The 18,675-nt window shown below is 41.6% G+C and carries 15 protein-coding genes; 7 read left to right on the top strand and 8 right to left on the bottom strand.

Translation table 11 applies throughout. The features are described from left to right. Positions 1 to 98: 98 nt before the first annotated feature. Positions 99 to 767 (top strand): hypothetical protein, encoded by a 669-nt coding sequence (locus tag L6494_RS12255; RefSeq protein WP_237995228.1) that lies wholly within the window; start codon positions 99 to 101, stop codon positions 765 to 767. Between the two features lie 88 nt (positions 768 to 855). On the opposite strand, the gene L6494_RS12260 is transcribed toward L6494_RS12255, so the two are convergent. From L6494_RS12260 to folD, 3 genes are all read right to left on the bottom strand, one after another. Further along, the gene (locus tag L6494_RS12260; RefSeq protein ID WP_237995230.1) at positions 856 to 1,323 is read right to left on the bottom strand and encodes a divergent PAP2 family protein; all 468 of its coding nucleotides are present in this window, start codon (positions 1,321 to 1,323) and stop codon (positions 856 to 858) included. A 222-nt stretch (positions 1,324 to 1,545) separates the two neighbouring features. After that, complete coding sequence (gene crtE, locus L6494_RS12265; protein WP_237995232.1) at positions 1,546 to 2,475, bottom strand: geranylgeranyl diphosphate synthase CrtE; 930 nt, start codon at positions 2,473 to 2,475, stop codon at positions 1,546 to 1,548. Between the two features lie 148 nt (positions 2,476 to 2,623). Beyond that, positions 2,624 to 3,526 carry a bifunctional methylenetetrahydrofolate dehydrogenase/methenyltetrahydrofolate cyclohydrolase FolD gene (gene folD, locus L6494_RS12270; RefSeq protein ID WP_237995234.1) on the bottom strand — a complete coding sequence of 301 codons (903 nt, stop codon included), beginning with the start codon at positions 3,524 to 3,526 and terminating at the stop codon, positions 2,624 to 2,626. Positions 3,527 to 3,864: 338 nt separating this feature from the next. Between folD and L6494_RS12275 the strand changes: the two genes are divergently transcribed. From L6494_RS12275 to L6494_RS12285, 3 genes are all read left to right on the top strand, one after another. Beyond that, the gene (locus tag L6494_RS12275; RefSeq protein ID WP_237995236.1) at positions 3,865 to 4,236 is read left to right on the top strand and encodes a hypothetical protein; all 372 of its coding nucleotides are present in this window, start codon (positions 3,865 to 3,867) and stop codon (positions 4,234 to 4,236) included. Between the two features lie 33 nt (positions 4,237 to 4,269). Next, the gene (locus tag L6494_RS12280; RefSeq protein WP_237995238.1) at positions 4,270 to 4,695 is read left to right on the top strand and encodes an NUDIX hydrolase; all 426 of its coding nucleotides are present in this window, start codon (positions 4,270 to 4,272) and stop codon (positions 4,693 to 4,695) included. Positions 4,696 to 4,801: 106 nt separating this feature from the next. Then, on the top strand, positions 4,802 to 5,902 hold the full coding sequence (locus tag L6494_RS12285) for an AI-2E family transporter (protein WP_237995240.1): 1,101 nt from the start codon (positions 4,802 to 4,804) through the stop codon (positions 5,900 to 5,902). 66 nt (positions 5,903 to 5,968) lie between these two features. Here the strand turns inward: L6494_RS12285 and L6494_RS12290 are convergent, their stop codons facing one another. Then, positions 5,969 to 6,517 carry a PEP-CTERM sorting domain-containing protein gene (locus L6494_RS12290; protein WP_237995242.1) on the bottom strand — a complete coding sequence of 183 codons (549 nt, stop codon included), beginning with the start codon at positions 6,515 to 6,517 and terminating at the stop codon, positions 5,969 to 5,971. A gap of 328 nt (positions 6,518 to 6,845) precedes the next feature. On the opposite strand from L6494_RS12290, the gene L6494_RS12295 reads away from it, so the two are divergent. Continuing rightward, positions 6,846 to 8,447, top strand: coding sequence for an alkaline phosphatase D family protein (locus L6494_RS12295; RefSeq protein ID WP_237995244.1), 1,602 nt, complete (start codon positions 6,846 to 6,848; stop codon positions 8,445 to 8,447). 283 nt (positions 8,448 to 8,730) lie between these two features. Here the strand turns inward: L6494_RS12295 and L6494_RS12300 are convergent, their stop codons facing one another. Genes L6494_RS12300 through L6494_RS12310 form a run of 3 tightly spaced genes read right to left on the bottom strand, consistent with a single transcriptional unit; the run spans position 8,731 to position 14,798 of the window. Beyond that, positions 8,731 to 10,119 (bottom strand): hypothetical protein, encoded by a 1,389-nt coding sequence (locus L6494_RS12300; RefSeq protein ID WP_237995247.1) that lies wholly within the window; start codon positions 10,117 to 10,119, stop codon positions 8,731 to 8,733. Continuing rightward, the gene (locus L6494_RS12305; RefSeq protein ID WP_237995249.1) at positions 10,116 to 10,496 is read right to left on the bottom strand and encodes a hypothetical protein; all 381 of its coding nucleotides are present in this window, start codon (positions 10,494 to 10,496) and stop codon (positions 10,116 to 10,118) included. Before L6494_RS12305 ends, L6494_RS12300 begins: the two co-directional genes overlap by 4 nt. Positions 10,497 to 10,499: 3 nt before the next feature. Continuing rightward, complete coding sequence (locus L6494_RS12310) at positions 10,500 to 14,798, bottom strand: CHAT domain-containing tetratricopeptide repeat protein (RefSeq protein ID WP_237995251.1); 4,299 nt, start codon at positions 14,796 to 14,798, stop codon at positions 10,500 to 10,502. A gap of 389 nt (positions 14,799 to 15,187) precedes the next feature. On the opposite strand from L6494_RS12310, the gene L6494_RS12315 reads away from it, so the two are divergent. Then, positions 15,188 to 15,568, top strand: a complete 381-nt coding sequence (locus tag L6494_RS12315) for an endonuclease domain-containing protein (RefSeq protein WP_237995253.1) — start codon at positions 15,188 to 15,190, stop codon at positions 15,566 to 15,568. Between the two features lie 29 nt (positions 15,569 to 15,597). On the opposite strand, the gene L6494_RS12320 is transcribed toward L6494_RS12315, so the two are convergent. Continuing rightward, entirely contained in the window at positions 15,598 to 15,735 is a 138-nt protein-coding gene (locus L6494_RS12320) for a hypothetical protein (RefSeq protein WP_237995255.1), read from the bottom strand. A gap of 7 nt (positions 15,736 to 15,742) precedes the next feature. On the opposite strand from L6494_RS12320, the gene mutS reads away from it, so the two are divergent. After that, positions 15,743 to 18,316 carry a DNA mismatch repair protein MutS gene (mutS, locus tag L6494_RS12325; RefSeq protein WP_237995258.1) on the top strand — a complete coding sequence of 858 codons (2,574 nt, stop codon included), beginning with the start codon at positions 15,743 to 15,745 and terminating at the stop codon, positions 18,314 to 18,316. The last annotated feature ends 359 nt before the right edge of the window (positions 18,317 to 18,675 follow it).

Here is an 18,675-nt window from a genome sequence, read left to right on the forward strand (position 1 = left end):
CTTAGAGACGTGATAAATCGCGTCTCTACAAGATTTAATAGTAATCAGCTTGTTTACTATGACTCATAACTAAACAAAATTTTCAGCAAAATCCTCTTATGCGTCCCAATTCTGTGCAGAAATTTGCCATTTTATCCAGTGTATTCGGACTAGCGATCGCAGGCGCAGGTTTCATGGGTAGCATAACTCCCGTAACAGCCCAAACAGCCCTTCCTGTGTGTCAACCTCCTACGCCTGGGGAGTATCTGTTGCTGGTAGTCAGTCCAACAGCAGAAAATCAGAAGCAGTTACGCAGTGCCTTACCAAATGAAATTAAGACTACCACCTGCCGATATCTGACGGAGACAGTAACACGGATAGGGGGATTTAGAAGCATTGATGATGCCAACCGTTGGGCTAGATATATCAATACTATTGTAGGCTTGTCTGCCATTATCACCACCAGACCAGGGGAATTAGCCCAGCAGCCACAGCAGCCACAGCAGCCACCCCAAATCACCTATAATCCCCAAATGCTGGGACAAGGTTTTGCTGTTTTAGTAGATTATTTTAACCGTCCAGAACTCGCAACTAGTTTACAGCAAGCCCTAGGTGGTAACGTTGGTCTGGCATCCTACGGACAAAAACCCTATTTATTGGCAGTTTATACGACTAACCAACAAGAAGCTTACAACACATTGCAGAAGCTCAACGATCGCGGTTTTTTTGCTGTACTAGTAGATAGCCGTAAAGTCATGTTACTGCGATCGGTTGTGCAAGTACAGTAGCGTCGCTGCGCTCCGAAGTCAAAAGTCAAAAGTCATTAGTTTTTCTCCTCTATCACCTGTCCCCTGTCCCCTGTCCCCTGTCCCCTACCTATTGACTATTGACCAACAAAGACCCAGCTAATAGAGAAATTGTGATCCCTAAAGCTGAACCTGCTATGACTTGTACAGGTGTATGTCCTAGCAATTCCTTGAGACGGTCTTGGTTAAAGTCTGGTTTTTCATGAAATAATTCATCAATCATTTGATTGAGGATGCGGGCTTGCTTACCGGCCGCTTGGCGCACTCCGGCTGCATCATACATGACGATAATGGCAAAAATTGTAGCCAAGGCAAAGTCAGGCGATGCCCAACCTAGAGTTTGTCCAACACCAGTAGCAAGAGCTGTCACCAAGGCTGAATGTGCGCTGGGCATACCTCCAGTGGTTACTAAAACGCGGACATTCAGTTTGCGGTGTTGAACTAGCTCAATCACCAGCTTCAATGCTTGAGCTAAAAAACAAGCTACCAGAGCAACCAGCAGCACCCGGTTGTCTAAAATGTTGCCTATGTCCTGCATGGTCTTTTGGTTCGGTTAGTCAGTATTAGCAGTAGTCGTTTTTCACAGAGTACGTTGAGATGCAACCCAAAATGCAGCTTCACCACACTCCAATTTAAGATACCCTACGGGTAGGCTTACGCCGACCGAGGAAAGCAAGCTACAAAATCCAAAATTTACAGCCCATTGTGATTGATTGCAATGGGTTTTTGAATTTAATTGTGAATTCCCCCAGAGGTTAATCTAATGATTGCGACTGGTGATAAATTGAGCGAGTGCTTTGAGTGGCTGTGCTAATTCCCCAAATGGGTCTAGTTCTGCACACGCTGACTCAATTAGTTCTTGAGCTTTAGCACGGGATTTTTCGATACCCCACAGACTAGGATAAGTAACTTTTTGCGCTAGGAGGTCTTTACCTGCGGTTTTACCCAATTGCTCTTGGGTACAGGTGATATCGAGGATATCATCAATGATTTGAAATGCTAGTCCGATGTTTTGGGAATAGCGTGAGAGTCTTTGTACATCTTCAGATGATGCGCCAGCTAAAATTCCACCACAGACAACAGAGGCTTCTAGAAGGGCAGCTGTCTTATGGTTATGGATGAAGTTGAGGGTTTCTAGGGAAATATCTGATTTACCCTCTGAGTCTAAATCAACCACCTGACCACCAACTAAACCAGCAGCACCTAATGCTTTTCCCAGTCTGGCAATTACCTGCAATACCCTCTCTCTTGCTACACTTTCAGGTGTATTGGTAGCAACCAATTCAAAAGAATAAGCCAATAAGCCATCCCCAGCTAGAATTGCAATGTCATCGCCATAGACTTTGTGATTTGTCAACCTACCACGACGGTAATCGTCATTATCCATTGCTGGCAGGTCATCATGAATCAATGACATAGTATGGATCATTTCTAATGCACAAGCTGTAGGCATGGCCATCTCGATTGTACCGCCCATCATTTCACAGGTAGCTAGGCAGAGAATCGGACGCAGACGCTTACCTCCAGCTAATAGCGAGTAGCGCATTGATTCATAAATTTTTTCTGGATAAATGACAGGAAGTGACTCATCCAGCGCAGCTTCACAAAGTTTTTTTCGCTCTTGAAGATAAGCTGTTAGGTTAAATGAGGCTTTTCCTGGCATCTTCTGAAGGTTATCAGCTGCTACCATCCTTAGAATTCCTTAAATTTTTGGCTTTTGGCTATTTGTCATACACGTCACAATTTTAAGATGCTCTGGAGTCAAAAGATTAACTAATACTTCATTAATCATGGAAGATAAATGATAAATGATGAGTTATGTTACATTTCATAATTTTTCATTTATCATTTAAAATCCCCTTCTCCTTTGCTGCTTTTAAATAACTGGCAAATGTATTTTCTAGCAAAAGAGCCACTGTCATTGGTCCAACACCGCCAGGAACTGGGGTGATATATGCCGCGACATTAGCCGTTGCTGCAAATTCAACATCGCCAACTAAGCGACTTTTGCCACTACTATTATCAGTGACGCGATTTATCCCCACATCTACCACAACAGAGCCTGGTTTCACCATGTCAGCAGTAATTAATCCGGGGATACCTGCGGCGACAACGAGAATATCAGCGTTTCTAATGATACTGGTAATGTCTTGCGATCGCGAATGAACAACAGTAACAGTAGCATTAGCTTCTAGTAGCATCAAGGCCATCGGTTTACCTACTAAAATACTGCGTCCTAATACTACTGCCTGTTTTCCCGCCAAAGGAATGTCATACTCTGCTAATAGCCGCATCACTCCCGCAGGTGTACAACTGCGTAAGCCTGTTTCCTCTCTTACCAGTTTTCCTAAATTCACTGGATGCAGTCCATCAGCATCTTTATCGGGGACAATTTGATGCAATAGCTTGACAGAATCTAAATGTTTTGGTAATGGTAGCTGTACGAGAATACCATCTACTTGTTCATCTTGGTTGAGTGTAGCGATCGCATCTTCTAATTCTTCTTGGGTTGTTTCTTGGGGGAAGTGTTTCCCAAAAGAAGCAATACCCACCTTAGCGCAGGATTTTTCTTTGTTACGCACATAAGCAGCAGAAGCCGGGTTATCCCCAACCATCAACACCGCTAACCCAGGAGGACGACCGATTTTGGTTTGTAATTCTTTGATTTGTGAAGCTAGTTCTTGCTGAATTTTTTCAGCTAAAGCTTTACCATCCAAGATTGTGGCAGTTTTTGTTTCCATGAGAATTCCTAAATTTAAATATAGAACTTACGCAAGTTTTAATAGTCATTGGTTATTAATCAATGGTCAATAGTTACACATAACCCTTGCTTGTAGATTATTATGGCGTTGCTGTCTGCTTGTCTATTTTCTCATATTGGGGACAGGAGATAGGGGACAGGGAGAAGAATTAATGACTAATGACTAATGACTAATAGACCTCTTGCATAAATATTTTTTTGTTTCGCGCAAAGGCGCAAAGACGCAAAGAAGGACGCTGTAATTATGACTTTTGCAAGAGGTCTAATGACTCTAATCTGTTTTGAAAATTACGTTAGCGTAGGGGGCGGAGCATCGTTATGAATTACAAACTACGAATTGGTATTACCTTACTTTTATTGGTGGGACTTTGTAGCTGTGCGCCTTTGAATGTGTCAGGCTTGAAAGGTAATAAAATTAGCTTTGGTAGCAATGTGACGGCGATTCAGAAAATAAAAGCCACCCCTGACAAACAAGGTAATGTTTATATCCAAGGTAAGGTAGAAAGAAAAGTTCCCTTATTAAAGCATCGGGCATATTTAATTAATGATTCCACCGACCAAATTTGGGTTGTAACTAATCAAAGCAATTTCCAAGAGGGGGAGTCAGTAGTAATTAAAGGTAAATTATTATACGAAAGTATTCCCATAGCAGACCAAGAATTTGGGGAGGTTTACTTGGAAGAGAAGTAATAATATTTACATTAATTCCAAAAATAATGTCAAATGAATAAGCAAAAAGTTCATGTAGCGATCGCCATCCTCTACCAAGATAATAAATTTTTGATGCAACTGCGGGACAATATCCCCAATATTCCCTACCCTGGTCACTGGGCATTGTTTGGCGGTCACATCGAACCCGGCGAAACACCAGATATAGCAGTACAGCGAGAAATCCTAGAAGAAATCGGCTATATTCTGCCACCCTTTGTTGAATTTGGCTGTTATCCTGATGAAAAAGTAGTGCGTCATGTGTTCCATGCACCCCTACTGGTAGAATTCCATCAATTGGTGTTAAATGAAGGTTGCGATATGGCGTTATTAACACCAGCAGATATTAGTCAAGGTAAATTTTATTCAAAAAACCTTAGAGAAACCAGACCTTTAGGTTCTGTAGCACAGCAAATCTTATTAGACTTCATTAATCAATAGTCATTAATTCTTCTCCCTGTCCCCTGTCACCTGTCCCCTGTCACCTGTCACCTATCCCCCCATACCAGGCACAATAAACTTATAGCGCGTGTGGAGTCACCACTAAATGCAATCAATAAACAAATTGCCTCGATGGTTAACTGTGGGACTGGCGTTTCCTGTAGCTATTCTCAACGGTTGGCTATTAATTCAGGTTGTACAGTATTTTCAACCCTTGGTGAGCGTTTTGGCATCTGCCACCCTCCTGGCTTTTGTTTTAGATTATCCCATCCAATTTTTTCAACGCCGTGGGGTGAAACGCAACTTGGCGATTGTTGGGGTGTTATTGTTAGCTGTGGTGATTTTAGTAGGCTTAGGTCTGACCTTAGTACCACTAATCATTGGACAGCTGAACGAACTAGTGAATATTCTGCCTCATTGGATTGATTCTGGCGTTCAACAGCTTGACGTTTTGCAAAATTGGATAGCAACGCAAACTTTACCCGTAAATTTGAGCGGTTTAGCCACACAGGTTTTAGAGCGATTTTCTAACCAATTGCAGTCTGTGACTGGTAAAATTTTGGGTTTAGCTTTCGATACTATTGGGGTTGTGGTGAATGTGCTGCTGGCGGTAGTCCTAACCATTTATATGGTACTAAATGGCGATCGCTTGTGGGATGGTCTTTATAAGTGGTTTCCTTCTCACATCGGCTCGAAACTCCGACAAATACTAAGGGAAGATTTCCATAATTACTTTATCGGTCAAGCTACATTAGGTGCTGTACTAGCTGTCACAGTAACTTTAGCGTTTGTAGCGTTGCGAATTCCCTTAGCACTACTTTTTGGCATTGGTATTGGCTTTTTCTCCCTGTTTCCCTTTGGTACAGGTATCGGCATTGCTATTGTTAGTCTATTAGTTGCTTTAGAAAACTTTTGGTTAGGATTTGAAGTTTTAGGGGTAGCTGTCGCTATCGACCAAATCAACTCTAATTTTGTTGCACCTAGAATTTTAGGTAACTTAACTGGTTTAAATCCTGTTTGGGTGGTAGTTTCTTTGTTATTGGGAGCTAAATTAGGCGGTGTTTTAGGTTTATTAGTTGCTATCCCTACAGCCAGTTTTATTAAAGATATCACCGATACTTGGCGGGCTGGAGAATTAAATCAGATAGATAATACAGAATCAGACTCAGCAAAGGTTGAAGGTGAAGTAGTAGTTACCCGTAGCTAAGTAATTGGAAAAAATTAATGTATGATGCCCACCAAAACCTAGATATGGTGGGCAAATCTTCCGATATTAAGCTTTAACTTTTCTCATTGCTTTTGCTTTTCTTTTGATTATCAAGCTAATACCACAAACAAGAATAGCACCACCCAGAGTTGTAGGCTCAGGTACTTTTGTATAAGTTACTTTACCAAAGCCAATTTCAGTATTTTGAAAACTGCCATCCAGAATTGTAAAATCTTCCCCAACAATTTCGTAGAAGAATGCAGAGGGATTGACTTTATCAAAGAAGAAATAACTTAATTCTACAGATGGCTTACCTGTAGAAGATGAAACTAACGATACAACAGGAAAATCAGGATAGGCGATATCATCTTTTTCTGTGTAAAGATTGGAATCTCCGTCAAATTGGAAAGATAATGACTTAACTATTGCTTCTGGAAAGATACCACTACTAAAAGTTGCGTCATCAAAACTAAAAAACCCTTTGCCTGTTTTTGTGGGACTTTCAACAGTAAAAGCGTAATTCACAATAGCAGCAGATGCAGTTTTGACATCTACAACAGAAAAACCTATAGCCAGAGTAGCAGCAGTTACAGCCAAATTTTTCAGTAATTTCATCTCAGTTACCATCAAGTTAAATTTTTGCCAAAATTACGTAAAAAAAGATAGTTGCAATCACCTCAATTTATTTAGAGGTTATCCTGATTCTTTTTCTACTTCTTGCTTTTATCTAAACGCTGGAATTTAACTTATTTTTGGGTGATGAGTTTAAGCAAAATTTAATTTCAGGTAAAAAGATACTAATTGATTAAATATTAAATTATATTAAATATTTTCAACTAATTTTTATTAACCCCTAGATAACTCTATCTTTACTTATTGTCATCAGAGCATATGGTAAACACTTATCCTGTAGGACTTTTGCAGGATATTTCTATTAATTAGTATGGAATCTAATCATTCATTAAAGCTAAATCGCCGTCGATTTTTGCTCAATTCAGCAGTAACAGCCGGTGGAATTATTACCACAAACCTTGTATCAAAATCACAAGTTTTTGCTCAAGCACCTGCAATTATTACCTCAGATAGAATGCGTCCTGCTGTACCTTATGGCATAGCTAGCGGAGACATCACGAATAATAATGTGGTGATTTGGAGTAAGAGCGATCGCGCGTCCAGAATGATTGTAGAATATTCCACTAGCCCATCTTTTAGTAATGTGCAGCGTGTTTTAGGGCCACAAGCTTTAGCAGATAGCGACTTTACAGCCAGATTAAATCTCAGAAATCTCCCTCCCAATCAACAAATATTTTATCGGGTGCTGTTCCAAGATTTAAATCAAGATACCTACAGCGAACCTGTCAATGGAATTTTTCATACTCCCGCTATCACTGGACGAGATATCTGCTTTGTTTGGGGTGGAGACACCGCCGGTCAAGGATGGGGTATAAATCCCGAATTTGGTGGGATGAAAATTTACGAAACCATGCGCCAAATGCAACCTGACTTTTTCGTTCATTGTGGCGATACTATTTACGCTGATAACCCCATTGTTGCAGAAAGAACTCTTGATGATGGCACAATCTGGCGCAACATTACCACAGAAGAAAAATCGAAAGTTTCAGAAACACTCAAAGAATTTCGTGGTAATTATCAATACAACTTACTAGATGAGAACGTGAAGCGTTTTAATGCTGAAGTCCCCATGCTGGCGCAGTGGGATGACCACGAAGTTACAAATAATTGGTATCCTGGGGAATTTCTTCTTAGTGATAACCGTTATACAGTCAAGGATGTGAACTTGTTGGCACAACGAGCAAGACAAGCATTCTTAGAATATATGCCCATTGGCTATACAACCAATAATACCGACCAAGCCAGAATTTATCGTTCTTTCAACTATAGCCCGTTGTTAGATATTTTCATGCTTGATGAGCGCACCTACAGAGGGCGAAATACCCCCAATAATCAGCCAGTTCCCAGTAAAGATACTGTTATGCTGGGTAGTAAACAAATCCAATGGATAAAACGTCAATTGCTGACATCCAAAGCTACATGGAAAGTAATTTCCAGCGATATGCCTCTAGGATTAATAGTTCGAGATGGTAGCACAGACTTTGAAGCTTGGGCTAACGCAGATAATGGCGTACCATTAGGTAGAGAATTAGAAATAGCCGATTTACTCCGATTTATTAAACAGAGAAATATCAAAAACGTTGTGTGGATAACTGCTGATGTCCATTACGCAGCCGCCCACTATTATGACCCCAACAAAGCCCAGTTTCAAGACTTCAAACCTTTCTGGGAGTTTGTCGCCGGGCCTCTCAACGCTGGGACATTTGGGCCAAACACACTAGAAAATACTTTTGGGCCACAGTTGATATTCCAAAGCTTACCTCCCGGTACAAGAGCAAATCGACCTCCAAGTGAAGGTTTGCAATTCTTTGGTGCAGTCAAAATCAATGATTCTACAAAAGTTATGACTGTATCACTACGTAACTTGGTAGGAGAAACTGTTTATAGTGTAGATTTGCCCCCAGAAGCGTAGTTAAAGCAACGCGTAACGCACTGCATTTGTGGTGCGTTACAGCTAATTTTTACTGTCGCCAATGCTCAAATTCTGATATAGCTGTAAGAGGATGTTTGAAAAGTCTTGATTGATGTATCAAATATTTTTTACCCCTCCCTAACCCTCCCCTTATAAAGGGGAGGGAACTAGATTTTTCTTGTTTCCCACCTTTACAAGGGGGGATTAAGGGGGGTAAAAATGTAATTAAAATCACAGCGAACCACTTTTCAAACACGCTCTAACACGCCCTACTTAATATTTACTACCTGCGTTTAGTTATCAGCCAACCCAAGGCGATGAAAAATAAGGTTGCTAAAATACTCAACAATAAAGATGCGTAAAAGGGATGGGGTTGGTTATCAGGAGAGATGGCGGCTAGGGGTTGGCTAATTTTGTCGATGTGTTGGACGACTACACCGGAGACAATTGCACCCCCACCGAAGCCTATACCTAGTATTTGAATGGTGCTTTCTAGAGTGCGATCGCTCTCTGCCTGTTGTGTTTCTACTATACCTCGGATTGTATCCACCAATTGCCCAAATAATTCTTGACCTGGAGTAAGATAATTAATATCTGTCTCAATTTGCTTCTGCCATTTCTGACATTCTTTGTCCAAAAAATCTTGCCAGGATTGGGGACTTTTTCCGTTACCAATGGCTTGAATTTTATCTAAGCAAATTTTGTAATTAGTAATATTAGTAGTAATTGCGGTATGGTGCGTTTGTAAATCTTGCAAGCATCTGGTGTAATCAAAGCTTTTTTGGGGAATTTTTGCCATTAAGCTTTTGAAGTCAGATAATTTTGTTGAATTTGCAGATATCAAACTGTTAAACTCTTGGATTTTATTTTCTAAATCGCTGTAAATTTCTCTCGCTTCTTTATAGCGTTGACGCGCTAGTTGATAAATATAAAGTATTTTATGATAACTCCAAAATAATCTTAATAACCAATCATAGGCTGTTGCTGCTAATGTTATTGTTGGTGACTGGTTATTATTGATGACGATTAAAATCTGACACTGTTTAGCAGGGTTATCTGGTTCGTTGGGATCTAATGCTTGGTATTCAAATAAAAGACTATCAAATAGTTCTCCTGTTTTAATCAGCACAGGATTTAAGTTTGTTCCTGCTACTAATGCTATGGCAAATCCTTTCGCTATGGTATCACAATCTACGGTGGTATCTACTTCGCCGTAAATCCATAATGTCTGCCCTAATGATGGTTGAATGTTAGCAGGTAATAAAGATTTTGGTTGAAAATGTTGCAGTTGGGGGATATTTATTTCAGTGGTTGATAATTCTGGAGTTAATGTTAAATCAACTGCGTAGGTATCATTTAGCAAAAATGGCTGAAGATTAGCATTAATTTTAAAGCCGTCTGGTGTGGGGAGATTACCTAAATCTAAATCTTGGCCAGAAATACTTAACCATTCAGTTTTGATTGCTGCTTCTTGCTGGGGTTTGTATATACCATTGTCATAGGAAACTAATTGTGAACGCAAATCTTTCAAGCTATTAAAGGGAAGTGAATTTACACCAACTTTCACCAGATTTTCCCATAACAGATTAGCATCTGTCACAACTTCACCTGGAAGATTGGTGAGGGTGTGGCGGAGATGAAAGGCGTAGAGGCTGAGGCTGAAATTCTTCACGGTGTTGGCTGGGATTTTTGCTTGTCAGATAAAGGCGCGTTGTTTTTAATGGCGTTGTCTAATAATTCCTTTGATGATGGGCTGGATTCACCGCGTTTAGTTGGTGATGTAGTACCACCTAAGCCTAGATTTATACCTAAATTCATCTGAGATTCAGGACTGATTGATCTGAGGTTTTGTCTGTATGCTGCTAAAAGTTGACTGCGCGATGGGTTTCGCAACCAATTGTCTAGTATTCCTGAGATTTCGGTATCGTCATTTTCTGGTAAATTACTCCATAGTTGCAGTAATTCATCCCAGTCTGTTGGAGAAATTAAATTGGCTGGCGACTTAAGGATTTGAATAAAAGCTTGGATGCTATTTTGATCAACTGACATTTGTTAAACTCCTTTACCTGTGATATAAAAAGCAGCCCAATAAAAAGGTGATTTAAAAGGTTTGGTAGATTCTCCTTGGTCTTTGGCAATTTGAGTAAAGTATTTATCTAGTTCTACCTGCCAGGCTATACTTAATGACGAGTTACTCAGCCAATCTTGAAAGCCTTTGATTGTTGTATCTCTTAACCAGCGTTGTGCTGTATTTAAAGCTAATACAATATTACTTTGTTGCTGCAATTCTTCGTAAAATTTAATCATCAGTAAAGCTGTGGCTGTAGCACTGACAGTCCACTGGCTACTGACTACATTGGTGCTACCAGCTAACAAGAAGCCACTGGGTAAACCAATGTATTCATCACTAGTGCTGGTGGAATCGGTAACACCAGTTTCGCAAGCTGAGAGTGTGACTAGGCGACAGTTTGTTAATTTGAAGTGAGTAATGATATCTGTTAAAGTTAGGTTGTCGTCAGCCAATTGTAAGCCGGAGTCTTGGGGAGAATTAGGGTCAAAGTAACCGTGACAGAAGAAAAAGATACAGTTAGCTTTAAGTAATTCTGGATTTAATCTGACATGATGATTTTCATCAATATTGATAATTGCTGATTTTTTGGCTTGGTCTTGCTTCAGAATATCAGTATGAGCAAAGTTTTTCTTGATGGCTGTGACTGCACCTAAATCTTTTTCGTAGTCTTGATATAAATCTGGTGTGGGGTTTTGGATGGCGAATAAAGATTGAAAGTCAGGACATTGACGCAGTTGCACTTGTTGTAAGATTTGACAACTAGGTGCATAACTGACACCGTTGGGGAATAAGTCAATTAAGTATGATGATTTGACGGGTAAAGCGTGGAGAGGTAACAGGTGTAAAAATAAATGGGGAATGAGAATTAATCTTTTACATTCTTCGGGTATTTGGGCTAATATTTCTTCAATGTGTAGAATTTCTGCTAAGTTTTTTAGGCGTGTTTCTAGCTGATTCTGCCATTGGCTTTTATTTGGATCTTCTGGGTTGTAATAATCTTCTAGATATTCATTATTCCAGTTATAAAGCGCATCTAATTCTGTTGGTTGTGATTGCCAAGATATTAATTTTTGTCCGTTAGGTTTGATAATAAAAGTGAGAATTTTATCTGTAACAATGTACCATTCAATAATTGCAGTGTTGTCAGCCAAGGTATTTTGAAATTGGTCAAATTTAAAGCCAGAGCCTACAGGTAAATGGCTATCTTGTAATGCTTGGCGTTGTTGTCGCCATTGTTGGATATCTTGAGCTAAGGCTGTAGGATTTTCGACTTTACTATTTTGCAGTTGATACTGACTAATGGCTATTTTGTCGTTGATTTCTTCTAATTGGGTAGCTAATTCTGGCGGGAAAATAGTTTTAAGGTCGCTGTTGAGGATCAGCTCTACTAAGTTGCGGGTTTTGCTGCGTTCGATATATTCTAGTGCTGCGGTGTCTCTACCACTGGCTAGACACACTTCTACCATCCGTCGATAAAGTTGATTCCATTCTGCGGCTTGTTTACGCTTCCCTTCTTCCCCAGAATTACTTTCACCGCGCAAAGTTTCAACTGTTTCTATTGCTTGGGTGAAAGTATTGTACGCTAAATCAAATCGTTCTGCTTCTTGGTAGAGTATGCCGAGATTTAACAAAGTTTCTGCATTATTTTGGGGAAAATCAGTGCGGGTTCTGACTTCCAGAGCAGCAGAAAAAGCGGCGATCGCATTTTCCAGATTCTCCCCTCTGTTTCCTAATATTCTGTCACCGTAAGCAGCCGCCAGATTATTTTGCGTCGTTGCCCATTTTTCAGGAAAATCAGTGCGGGTATAAACTTCCAGAGCAGCAGAATAAGCGGCGATCGCATTTTCCAGATTCTCCCCTCTGTTTCCTAATATTCTGTCACCGTAAGCAGCCGCCAGATTATTTTGCGTCGTTGCCCATTTTTCAGGAAAATCAGTGCGGGTTCTGACTTCCAGAGCCGCAGAATAAGCAGCGATCGCATTTTCCAGATTCTCCCCTCTGTTTCCTAATATTCTGTATAAGTAAGCATTCCCCAGATTATTTTGCGTCGTTGCCCAATCTACAGGAAAATCAGTGCGGGTTCTGACTTCCAGAGCAGCAGAATAAGCGGCGATCGCATTTTCCAGATTCTCCCCTCTGTTTCCTAATATTCTGTATAAGTAAGCAGCCGCCAGATTATTTTGCGTCGTTGCCCAATCTACAGGAAAATCAGTGCGGGTTCTGACTTCCAGAGCAGCAGAATAAGCGGCGATCGCATTTTCCAGATTCTCCCCTCTGTTTCCTAATATTTTGTCAGAGTAAGCAATCGCCAGATTATTTTGCGTCGTTGCCCATTTTTCAGGAAAATCAGTGCGGGTTCTGACTTCCAGAGCAGCAGAATAAGCGGCGATCGCATTTTCCAGATTCTCCCCTCTGTTTCCTAATATTTTGTCAGAGTAAGCAATCGCCAGATTATTTTGCGTCGTTGCCCATTTTTCAGGAAAATCAGTGCGGGTTCTGACTTCCAGAGCAGCAGAATAAGCGGCGATCGCATTTTCCAGATTCTCCCCTCTGTTTCCTAATATTTTGTCAGAGTAAGCATTCCCCAGATTATTTTGCGTCGTTGCCCAATCTACAGGAAAATCAGTGCGGGTTCTGACTTCCAGAGCAGCAGAATAAGCGGCGATCGCATTTTCCAGATTCTCCCCTCTGTTTCCTAATATTTTGTATAAGTAAGCATTCCCCAGATTATTTTGCGTCATTGCCCAATCTACAGGAAAATCAGTGCGGGTATAAACTTCCAGAGCAGCAGAATAAGCAGCGATCGCATTTTCCAGATTCTCCCCTCTGTTTCCTAATATTCTGTATAAGTAAGCATTCCCCAGATTATTTTGCGTCGTTGCCCAATCTACAGGAAAATCAGTGCGGGTTCTGACTTCCAGAGCCGCAGAATAAGCAGCGATCGCATTTTCCAGATTCTCCCCTCTGTTTCCTAATATTCTGTATAAGTAAGCATTCCCCAGATTATTTTGCGTCGTTGCCCAATCTACAGGAAAATCAGTGCGGGTTCTGACTTCCAGAGCCGCAGAATAAGCAGCGATCGCATTTTCCAGATTCTCCCCTCTGTTTCCTAATATTCTGTATAAGTAAGCATTCCCCAGATTATTTTGCGTCATTGCCCAATCTACAGGAAAATCAGTGCGGGTATAAACTTCCAGAGCAGCAGAATAAGCGGCGATCGCATTTTCCAGATTCTCCCCTCTGTTTCCTAATATTCTGTCACCGTAAGCAGCCGCCAGATTATTTTGCGTCGTTGCCCATTTTTCAGGAAAATCAGTGCGGGTATAAACTTCCAGAGCAGCAGAATAAGCGGCGATCGCATTTTCCAGATTCTCCCCTCTGTTTCCTAATATTCTGTCACCGTAAGCAGCCGCCAGATTATTTTGCGTCGTTGCCCATTTTTCAGGAAAATCAGTGCGGGTATAAACTTCCAGAGCAGCAGAATAAGCGGCGATCGCATTTTCCAGATTCTCCCCTCTGTTTCCTAATATTCTGTATAAGTAAGCATTCCCCAGATTATTTTGCGTCGTTGCCCAATCTACAGGAAAATCAGTGCGGGTTCTGACTTCCAGAGCAGCAGAATAAGCGGCGATCGCATTTTCCAGATTCTCCCCTCTGTTTCCTAATATTTTGTCAGAGTAAGCAATCGCCAGATTATTTTGCGTCATTGCCCAATCTACAGGAAAGGTAGTGCGGGTATATACAGTAAGCGTAATTTCGTAACCAGTAATAGCAATTTCCATATTATTGGCTTTGCTACCCAAGGGAAAATCGCTAATCAGATTACTAAAGTTACAAATCACATTAGCGATGGATGTCGCTGTATCTGGTTCTGCTTCTGCTAAGGTAGTTGTTGCCCAACGGCGCAGTAATTCTGCAAAGATACGATCCAGTTTATGGGTATTTGCTGCCAGCAACGGGTAAATTACTTGAGGATTGCCGTTACTTTCTGCTGTTGCTCGCAATACTTCTAATATAAATTGCCTGTAAATCTCTATATCTGCTTCAGTGATGGGGGGAGTTTCTGGTGTGGTGAGATATGTTGCTAAGTTTCTCAACCAATTAGCTCTATTTTCTTCTCCCTGCTGGGCGAAATTATCTGCGACTGCTGTCAACACCTGCACAAAGTCAGCATCTAGCAATTCTGTATTCGCTGCTAATATCTCTGGTTCTTCCCCACTGGGGCAATCTAGCAGCTTTTCAATTAGCTGATAATAAGCTTGTAAACGCTGTTCGTTCATGAGTAGGTGTAGTGAGACGCATCTTGATCAGGCTTCAACAGTATTATCCGCAATTTCTGAAAATTTGGGGGGTAAAAGTTTTAGATGCTGTTTACCCCTCCCTCACCCTCCGCGTTTGTATCGGCTAGGGTGTACACACCAGTTATCGAATCACTATCAGTCCTCTGTTTACCCCACCCTAACCCTCCCCTTGGAAAGGGGAGGGAACTAGATTTTCCGGTTTCCCCCCTTTCCAAGGGGGGATTAAGGGGGGTAATTTGACTTGTGTGTACACCGTAGCCTTGGAAAGGGGAGGTAACTGAATTTTCTGGTTTCCCCCCTTTCCAAGGGGGGATTAAGGGGGGTAACCCTGGGAATAATAAGCACAGTCCAGGAATATAAAAATATTGATGACGAAGCTGTATAACCAAACCTCAGAAAAGCAAAAACGGCAAACTCTCAGAAACAATATGCCCCCATGTGAAAAAATAGTTTGGGCAAAGCTGAGAAGTCAACAAATTGAAAGTTGTAAATTTCGCAGACAATACAGTATTGACAGATTTGTAGTTGATTTTTATTCTTCAGAATTGCGACTTGCCATAGAAATTGATGGTGATAGTCACTATCAAGATGGAGTCCCAGAATATGATCGCGATCGCCAAGCTTTTTTGGAATCAAAAGGTACGAGTATTTTGAGGTTTAAGAATCAGGAAGTTTATCAAGATATTGATGGTGTGGTGGATAAAATTAGGGAAGTTATTTGTATGTTGAGGAAAGTTACCCCACTCTAACCCTCCCCTTGGAATGAATAGCTGACTTGTCAATAGGAGTCGGGGTTGTGTTTCGCCGACACAGCCGACACAATAGAACCATAAAAAAACCTTGCGCGATCGCCATTAAATTTCCACATCACGTTATCATCGGATATTGTGGCTTTGGCGTGCGTAAATTCTAGCATCTATCCTATGACCGTTTCTCCCTCTGATATCCAGCCGACAGAACCCAATCCTTCCACTGGGCCGCATACCGACACGCAAAAGGTAGACCGCAATAAGCTGAGTAAAATGTATCAGCACTACGTTGAGGTCAAAGATAAACATCCTCATGCGCTGCTGCTGTATCGGGTAGGCGATTTTTTTGAAACTTTTTTCCAAGATGCTGTCACAGTAGCGAGAGAACTGGAATTAGTCCTTACTAGTAAACACGGCGGTGAAGTTGGTCGTGTCGCCATGACCGGTGTACCCCACCACGCTTGGGAACGCTACACAACTCAACTGGTGGAAAAAGGCTATGCTGTGGTCATTTGCGACCAAGTGGAAGACTCTTCTGAAGCGGTGGGTTTGGTGCGTCGGGAGGTGACACGCATCCTCACCCCTGGCACATTATTAGAAGAGGGGATGCTCAAATCTAGTCGCAATAATTACTTAGCGGCTGTGGTAATTGCGGGGAATCACTGGGGTTTAGCTTATGCAGATATCTCTACAGGGGAATTTCTCACCACCCAAGATAGTGATTTAGAACATCTCACCCAGGAACTCATGCGCTTGCAGCCTTCCGAGGTGTTAGTTCCCACAAACGCCCCTGATTTGGGTACTTTGCTGCGTCCTGGTGAAACTTCGCCCCATTTACCAGCCTGCTTACCACCATCATTTTGTTATAGTTTGCGATCGCAAGTCCCCTTTTCTCAGGGTGAGGCTAGAAGTAAATTATTGCAGACATTCAAAGTGCGATCGCTCGAAGGTTTGGGTTGCGACCATCTCCCCTTAGCAGTAAGGGCGGCTGGTGGGTTGTTGGAATATGTGGAAGATACCCAAAAAGAAAAACCCATTTCTCTGCAAAGACTCCGCACCTACACCATCACCGACTACCTAATTGTTGACCACCAAACCCGCCGCAACCTAGAAATCACCCAAACCGTCCGTGATGGCATTTTTCACGGTTCTCTACTTTGGGCATTAGATAGAACTAGCACAGCAATGGGTACTAGGGCTTTGCGGCGGTGGTTGTTGCAACCATTACTTGATATTAAAGGCATTCGGGCGCGACAAGATACTATTCAAGAACTCAAAGAAAATACCCCTCTGCGTCAGGATTTGCGGCAATTATTACGGCAGATTTACGACTTAGAACGACTTACCGGCAGAACAAGTTCAGGGACTGCTAACGCCAGAGATTTAACAGCTTTGGCTGATTCCCTATCGCGTTTGCCAGAATTAGCCCGTTTAGTTGCTGATGCGCGTTCTCCCTTCCTCAAAGCATTGCAGAAAGTGCCGCCGATTTTAGAAACATTGGCGCAGAATATCCACACCCACCTTGTTGAATCACCACCGATACACCTAAAAGAAGGGGGCTTAATTAGGTCTGGGGTAAACCCTCAGTTGGATGAAAGAAAAGCAACGGTAGAAGCAGACCAGCAATGGATTGCTAATTTAGAAGTAGATGAAAAAGCTAGAACAGGTGTCCCCACACTGAAGGTAGGATTTAATAAAACCTTTGGTTACTACATTAGTATTTCCCGTGCCAAAGCTGACCAAGTACCCAATAATTACATCCGCAAGCAAACCCTCACCAATGAAGAACGGTACATTACCCCAGAACTCAAAGAACGAGAAGCCCGGATTCTGACAGCAAGAGATGATTTGAATCAGTTAGAATATGAGGTTTTTGTTGCACTGCGGGAAGAGATAGCCAAAGAGGCGGAAGTAATTCGTAACCTTTCCCGCGCCGTAGCCGCCGCCGATGTGCTGTGTGGTTTAGCTGAATTGGCGGTACAGCAAGGTTATTGTCGTCCCGAAATGATTCCCGGACGGGAAATAGAAATTGTTGGTGGTCGCCATCCAGTAGTAGAACAGTCCTTACCTGTGGGGTTTTTTGTCCCCAACTCAACGGAATTGGGGAGTAGTGGAGAAAATAATACATCTCTACCAGACCTAGTTATTTTGACTGGGCCAAACGCCAGTGGTAAAAGTTGCTATCTGCGTCAGGTGGGACTAATTCAGCTAATGGCGCAGATTGGGAGTTTTGTCCCGGCCAAGTCGGCCAAGTTGGGAGTGTGCGATCGCATTTTCACCCGTGTCGGTGCAGTTGATGACCTAGCTACAGGTCAATCTACCTTCATGGTCGAAATGAATGAAACCGCGAATATTCTCAACCACGCCACAGCGAGATCCCTAATTTTGTTAGATGAAATCGGAAGGGGGACAGCTACCTTTGATGGACTTTCTATTGCTTGGGCTGTAGCAGAATATTTAGCTACAGAAATCCAGGGGCGGACAATTTTTGCAACTCACTATCATGAATTAAATGAATTAGCGGGGATGTTACCTAATGTTGCTAATTATCAAGTAACAGTGAAAGAATTACCCGACCAAATTATCTTTCTGCACCAAGTCCAACCAGGAGGTGCAGATAAATCCTATGGGATTGAAGCCGGAAGGTTGGCGGGTTTACCTGCGGTAGTAATTCAAAGGGCAAAACAAGTCATGGGGCAAATCGAAAAACACAGTAAAATTGCGATGGGGTTAAAGAATTTAGAGTAGTTCATATGTGAAAAATGTCAATCACGGATTTTACGGATTATGGGATGTCACTGATTTTTTTGGGAGCAGATTAAAACATAAACATCAGTGTAATCTTGACATCTGTTTAATCCGTGTTCAAGATGGATTTGTCTATTTACATGGGTGTACGAATTATAAGATTTTACTGATTTTTTTGGGAGCAGATTAAAACATAAACATCAGTGTAATCTTGACATCCGTTTAATCCGTGTTCAAGATGAATTTATCTATTTACCTGGGTGTACAGATGATGAGATTACACTGATTTTTTGGGAGCAGATTAAAACATAAAAATCAGTGTAATCTTGAAATCTGTTTAATCCGTGTTCAAGATGGAT

Origin of the sequence: Nostoc sp. UHCC 0870, from assembly GCF_022063185.1 — a bacterium.
In the GTDB taxonomy this organism is placed as follows: domain Bacteria; phylum Cyanobacteriota; class Cyanobacteriia; order Cyanobacteriales; family Nostocaceae; genus Trichormus.

Bases quoted from the DNA above. Each gene is read 5' to 3' on its own strand.
- L6494_RS12295 (WP_237995244.1), top strand. From the start codon at position 6,846: ATGGAATCTAATCATTCATTAAAGCTAAATCGCCGTCGATTTTTGCTC.
- L6494_RS12260 (WP_237995230.1), bottom strand. From the start codon at position 1,323: ATGCAGGACATAGGCAACATTTTAGACAACCGGGTGCTGCTGGTTGCT.
- L6494_RS12315 (WP_237995253.1), top strand. From the start codon at position 15,188: ATGACGAAGCTGTATAACCAAACCTCAGAAAAGCAAAAACGGCAAACT.
- L6494_RS12255 (WP_237995228.1), top strand. From the start codon at position 99: ATGCGTCCCAATTCTGTGCAGAAATTTGCCATTTTATCCAGTGTATTC.
- L6494_RS12310 (WP_237995251.1), bottom strand. From the start codon at position 14,798: ATGAACGAACAGCGTTTACAAGCTTATTATCAGCTAATTGAAAAGCTG.
- crtE (WP_237995232.1), bottom strand. From the start codon at position 2,475: ATGGTAGCAGCTGATAACCTTCAGAAGATGCCAGGAAAAGCCTCATTT.
- L6494_RS12280 (WP_237995238.1), top strand. From the start codon at position 4,270: ATGAATAAGCAAAAAGTTCATGTAGCGATCGCCATCCTCTACCAAGAT.
- L6494_RS12290 (WP_237995242.1), bottom strand. From the start codon at position 6,517: ATGAAATTACTGAAAAATTTGGCTGTAACTGCTGCTACTCTGGCTATA.
- L6494_RS12275 (WP_237995236.1), top strand. From the start codon at position 3,865: ATGAATTACAAACTACGAATTGGTATTACCTTACTTTTATTGGTGGGA.
- folD (WP_237995234.1), bottom strand. From the start codon at position 3,526: ATGGAAACAAAAACTGCCACAATCTTGGATGGTAAAGCTTTAGCTGAA.
- L6494_RS12320 (WP_237995255.1), bottom strand. From the start codon at position 15,735: ATGCTAGAATTTACGCACGCCAAAGCCACAATATCCGATGATAACGTG.
- mutS (WP_237995258.1), top strand. From the start codon at position 15,743: ATGACCGTTTCTCCCTCTGATATCCAGCCGACAGAACCCAATCCTTCC.
- L6494_RS12305 (WP_237995249.1), bottom strand. From the start codon at position 10,496: ATGTCAGTTGATCAAAATAGCATCCAAGCTTTTATTCAAATCCTTAAG.
- L6494_RS12285 (WP_237995240.1), top strand. From the start codon at position 4,802: ATGCAATCAATAAACAAATTGCCTCGATGGTTAACTGTGGGACTGGCG.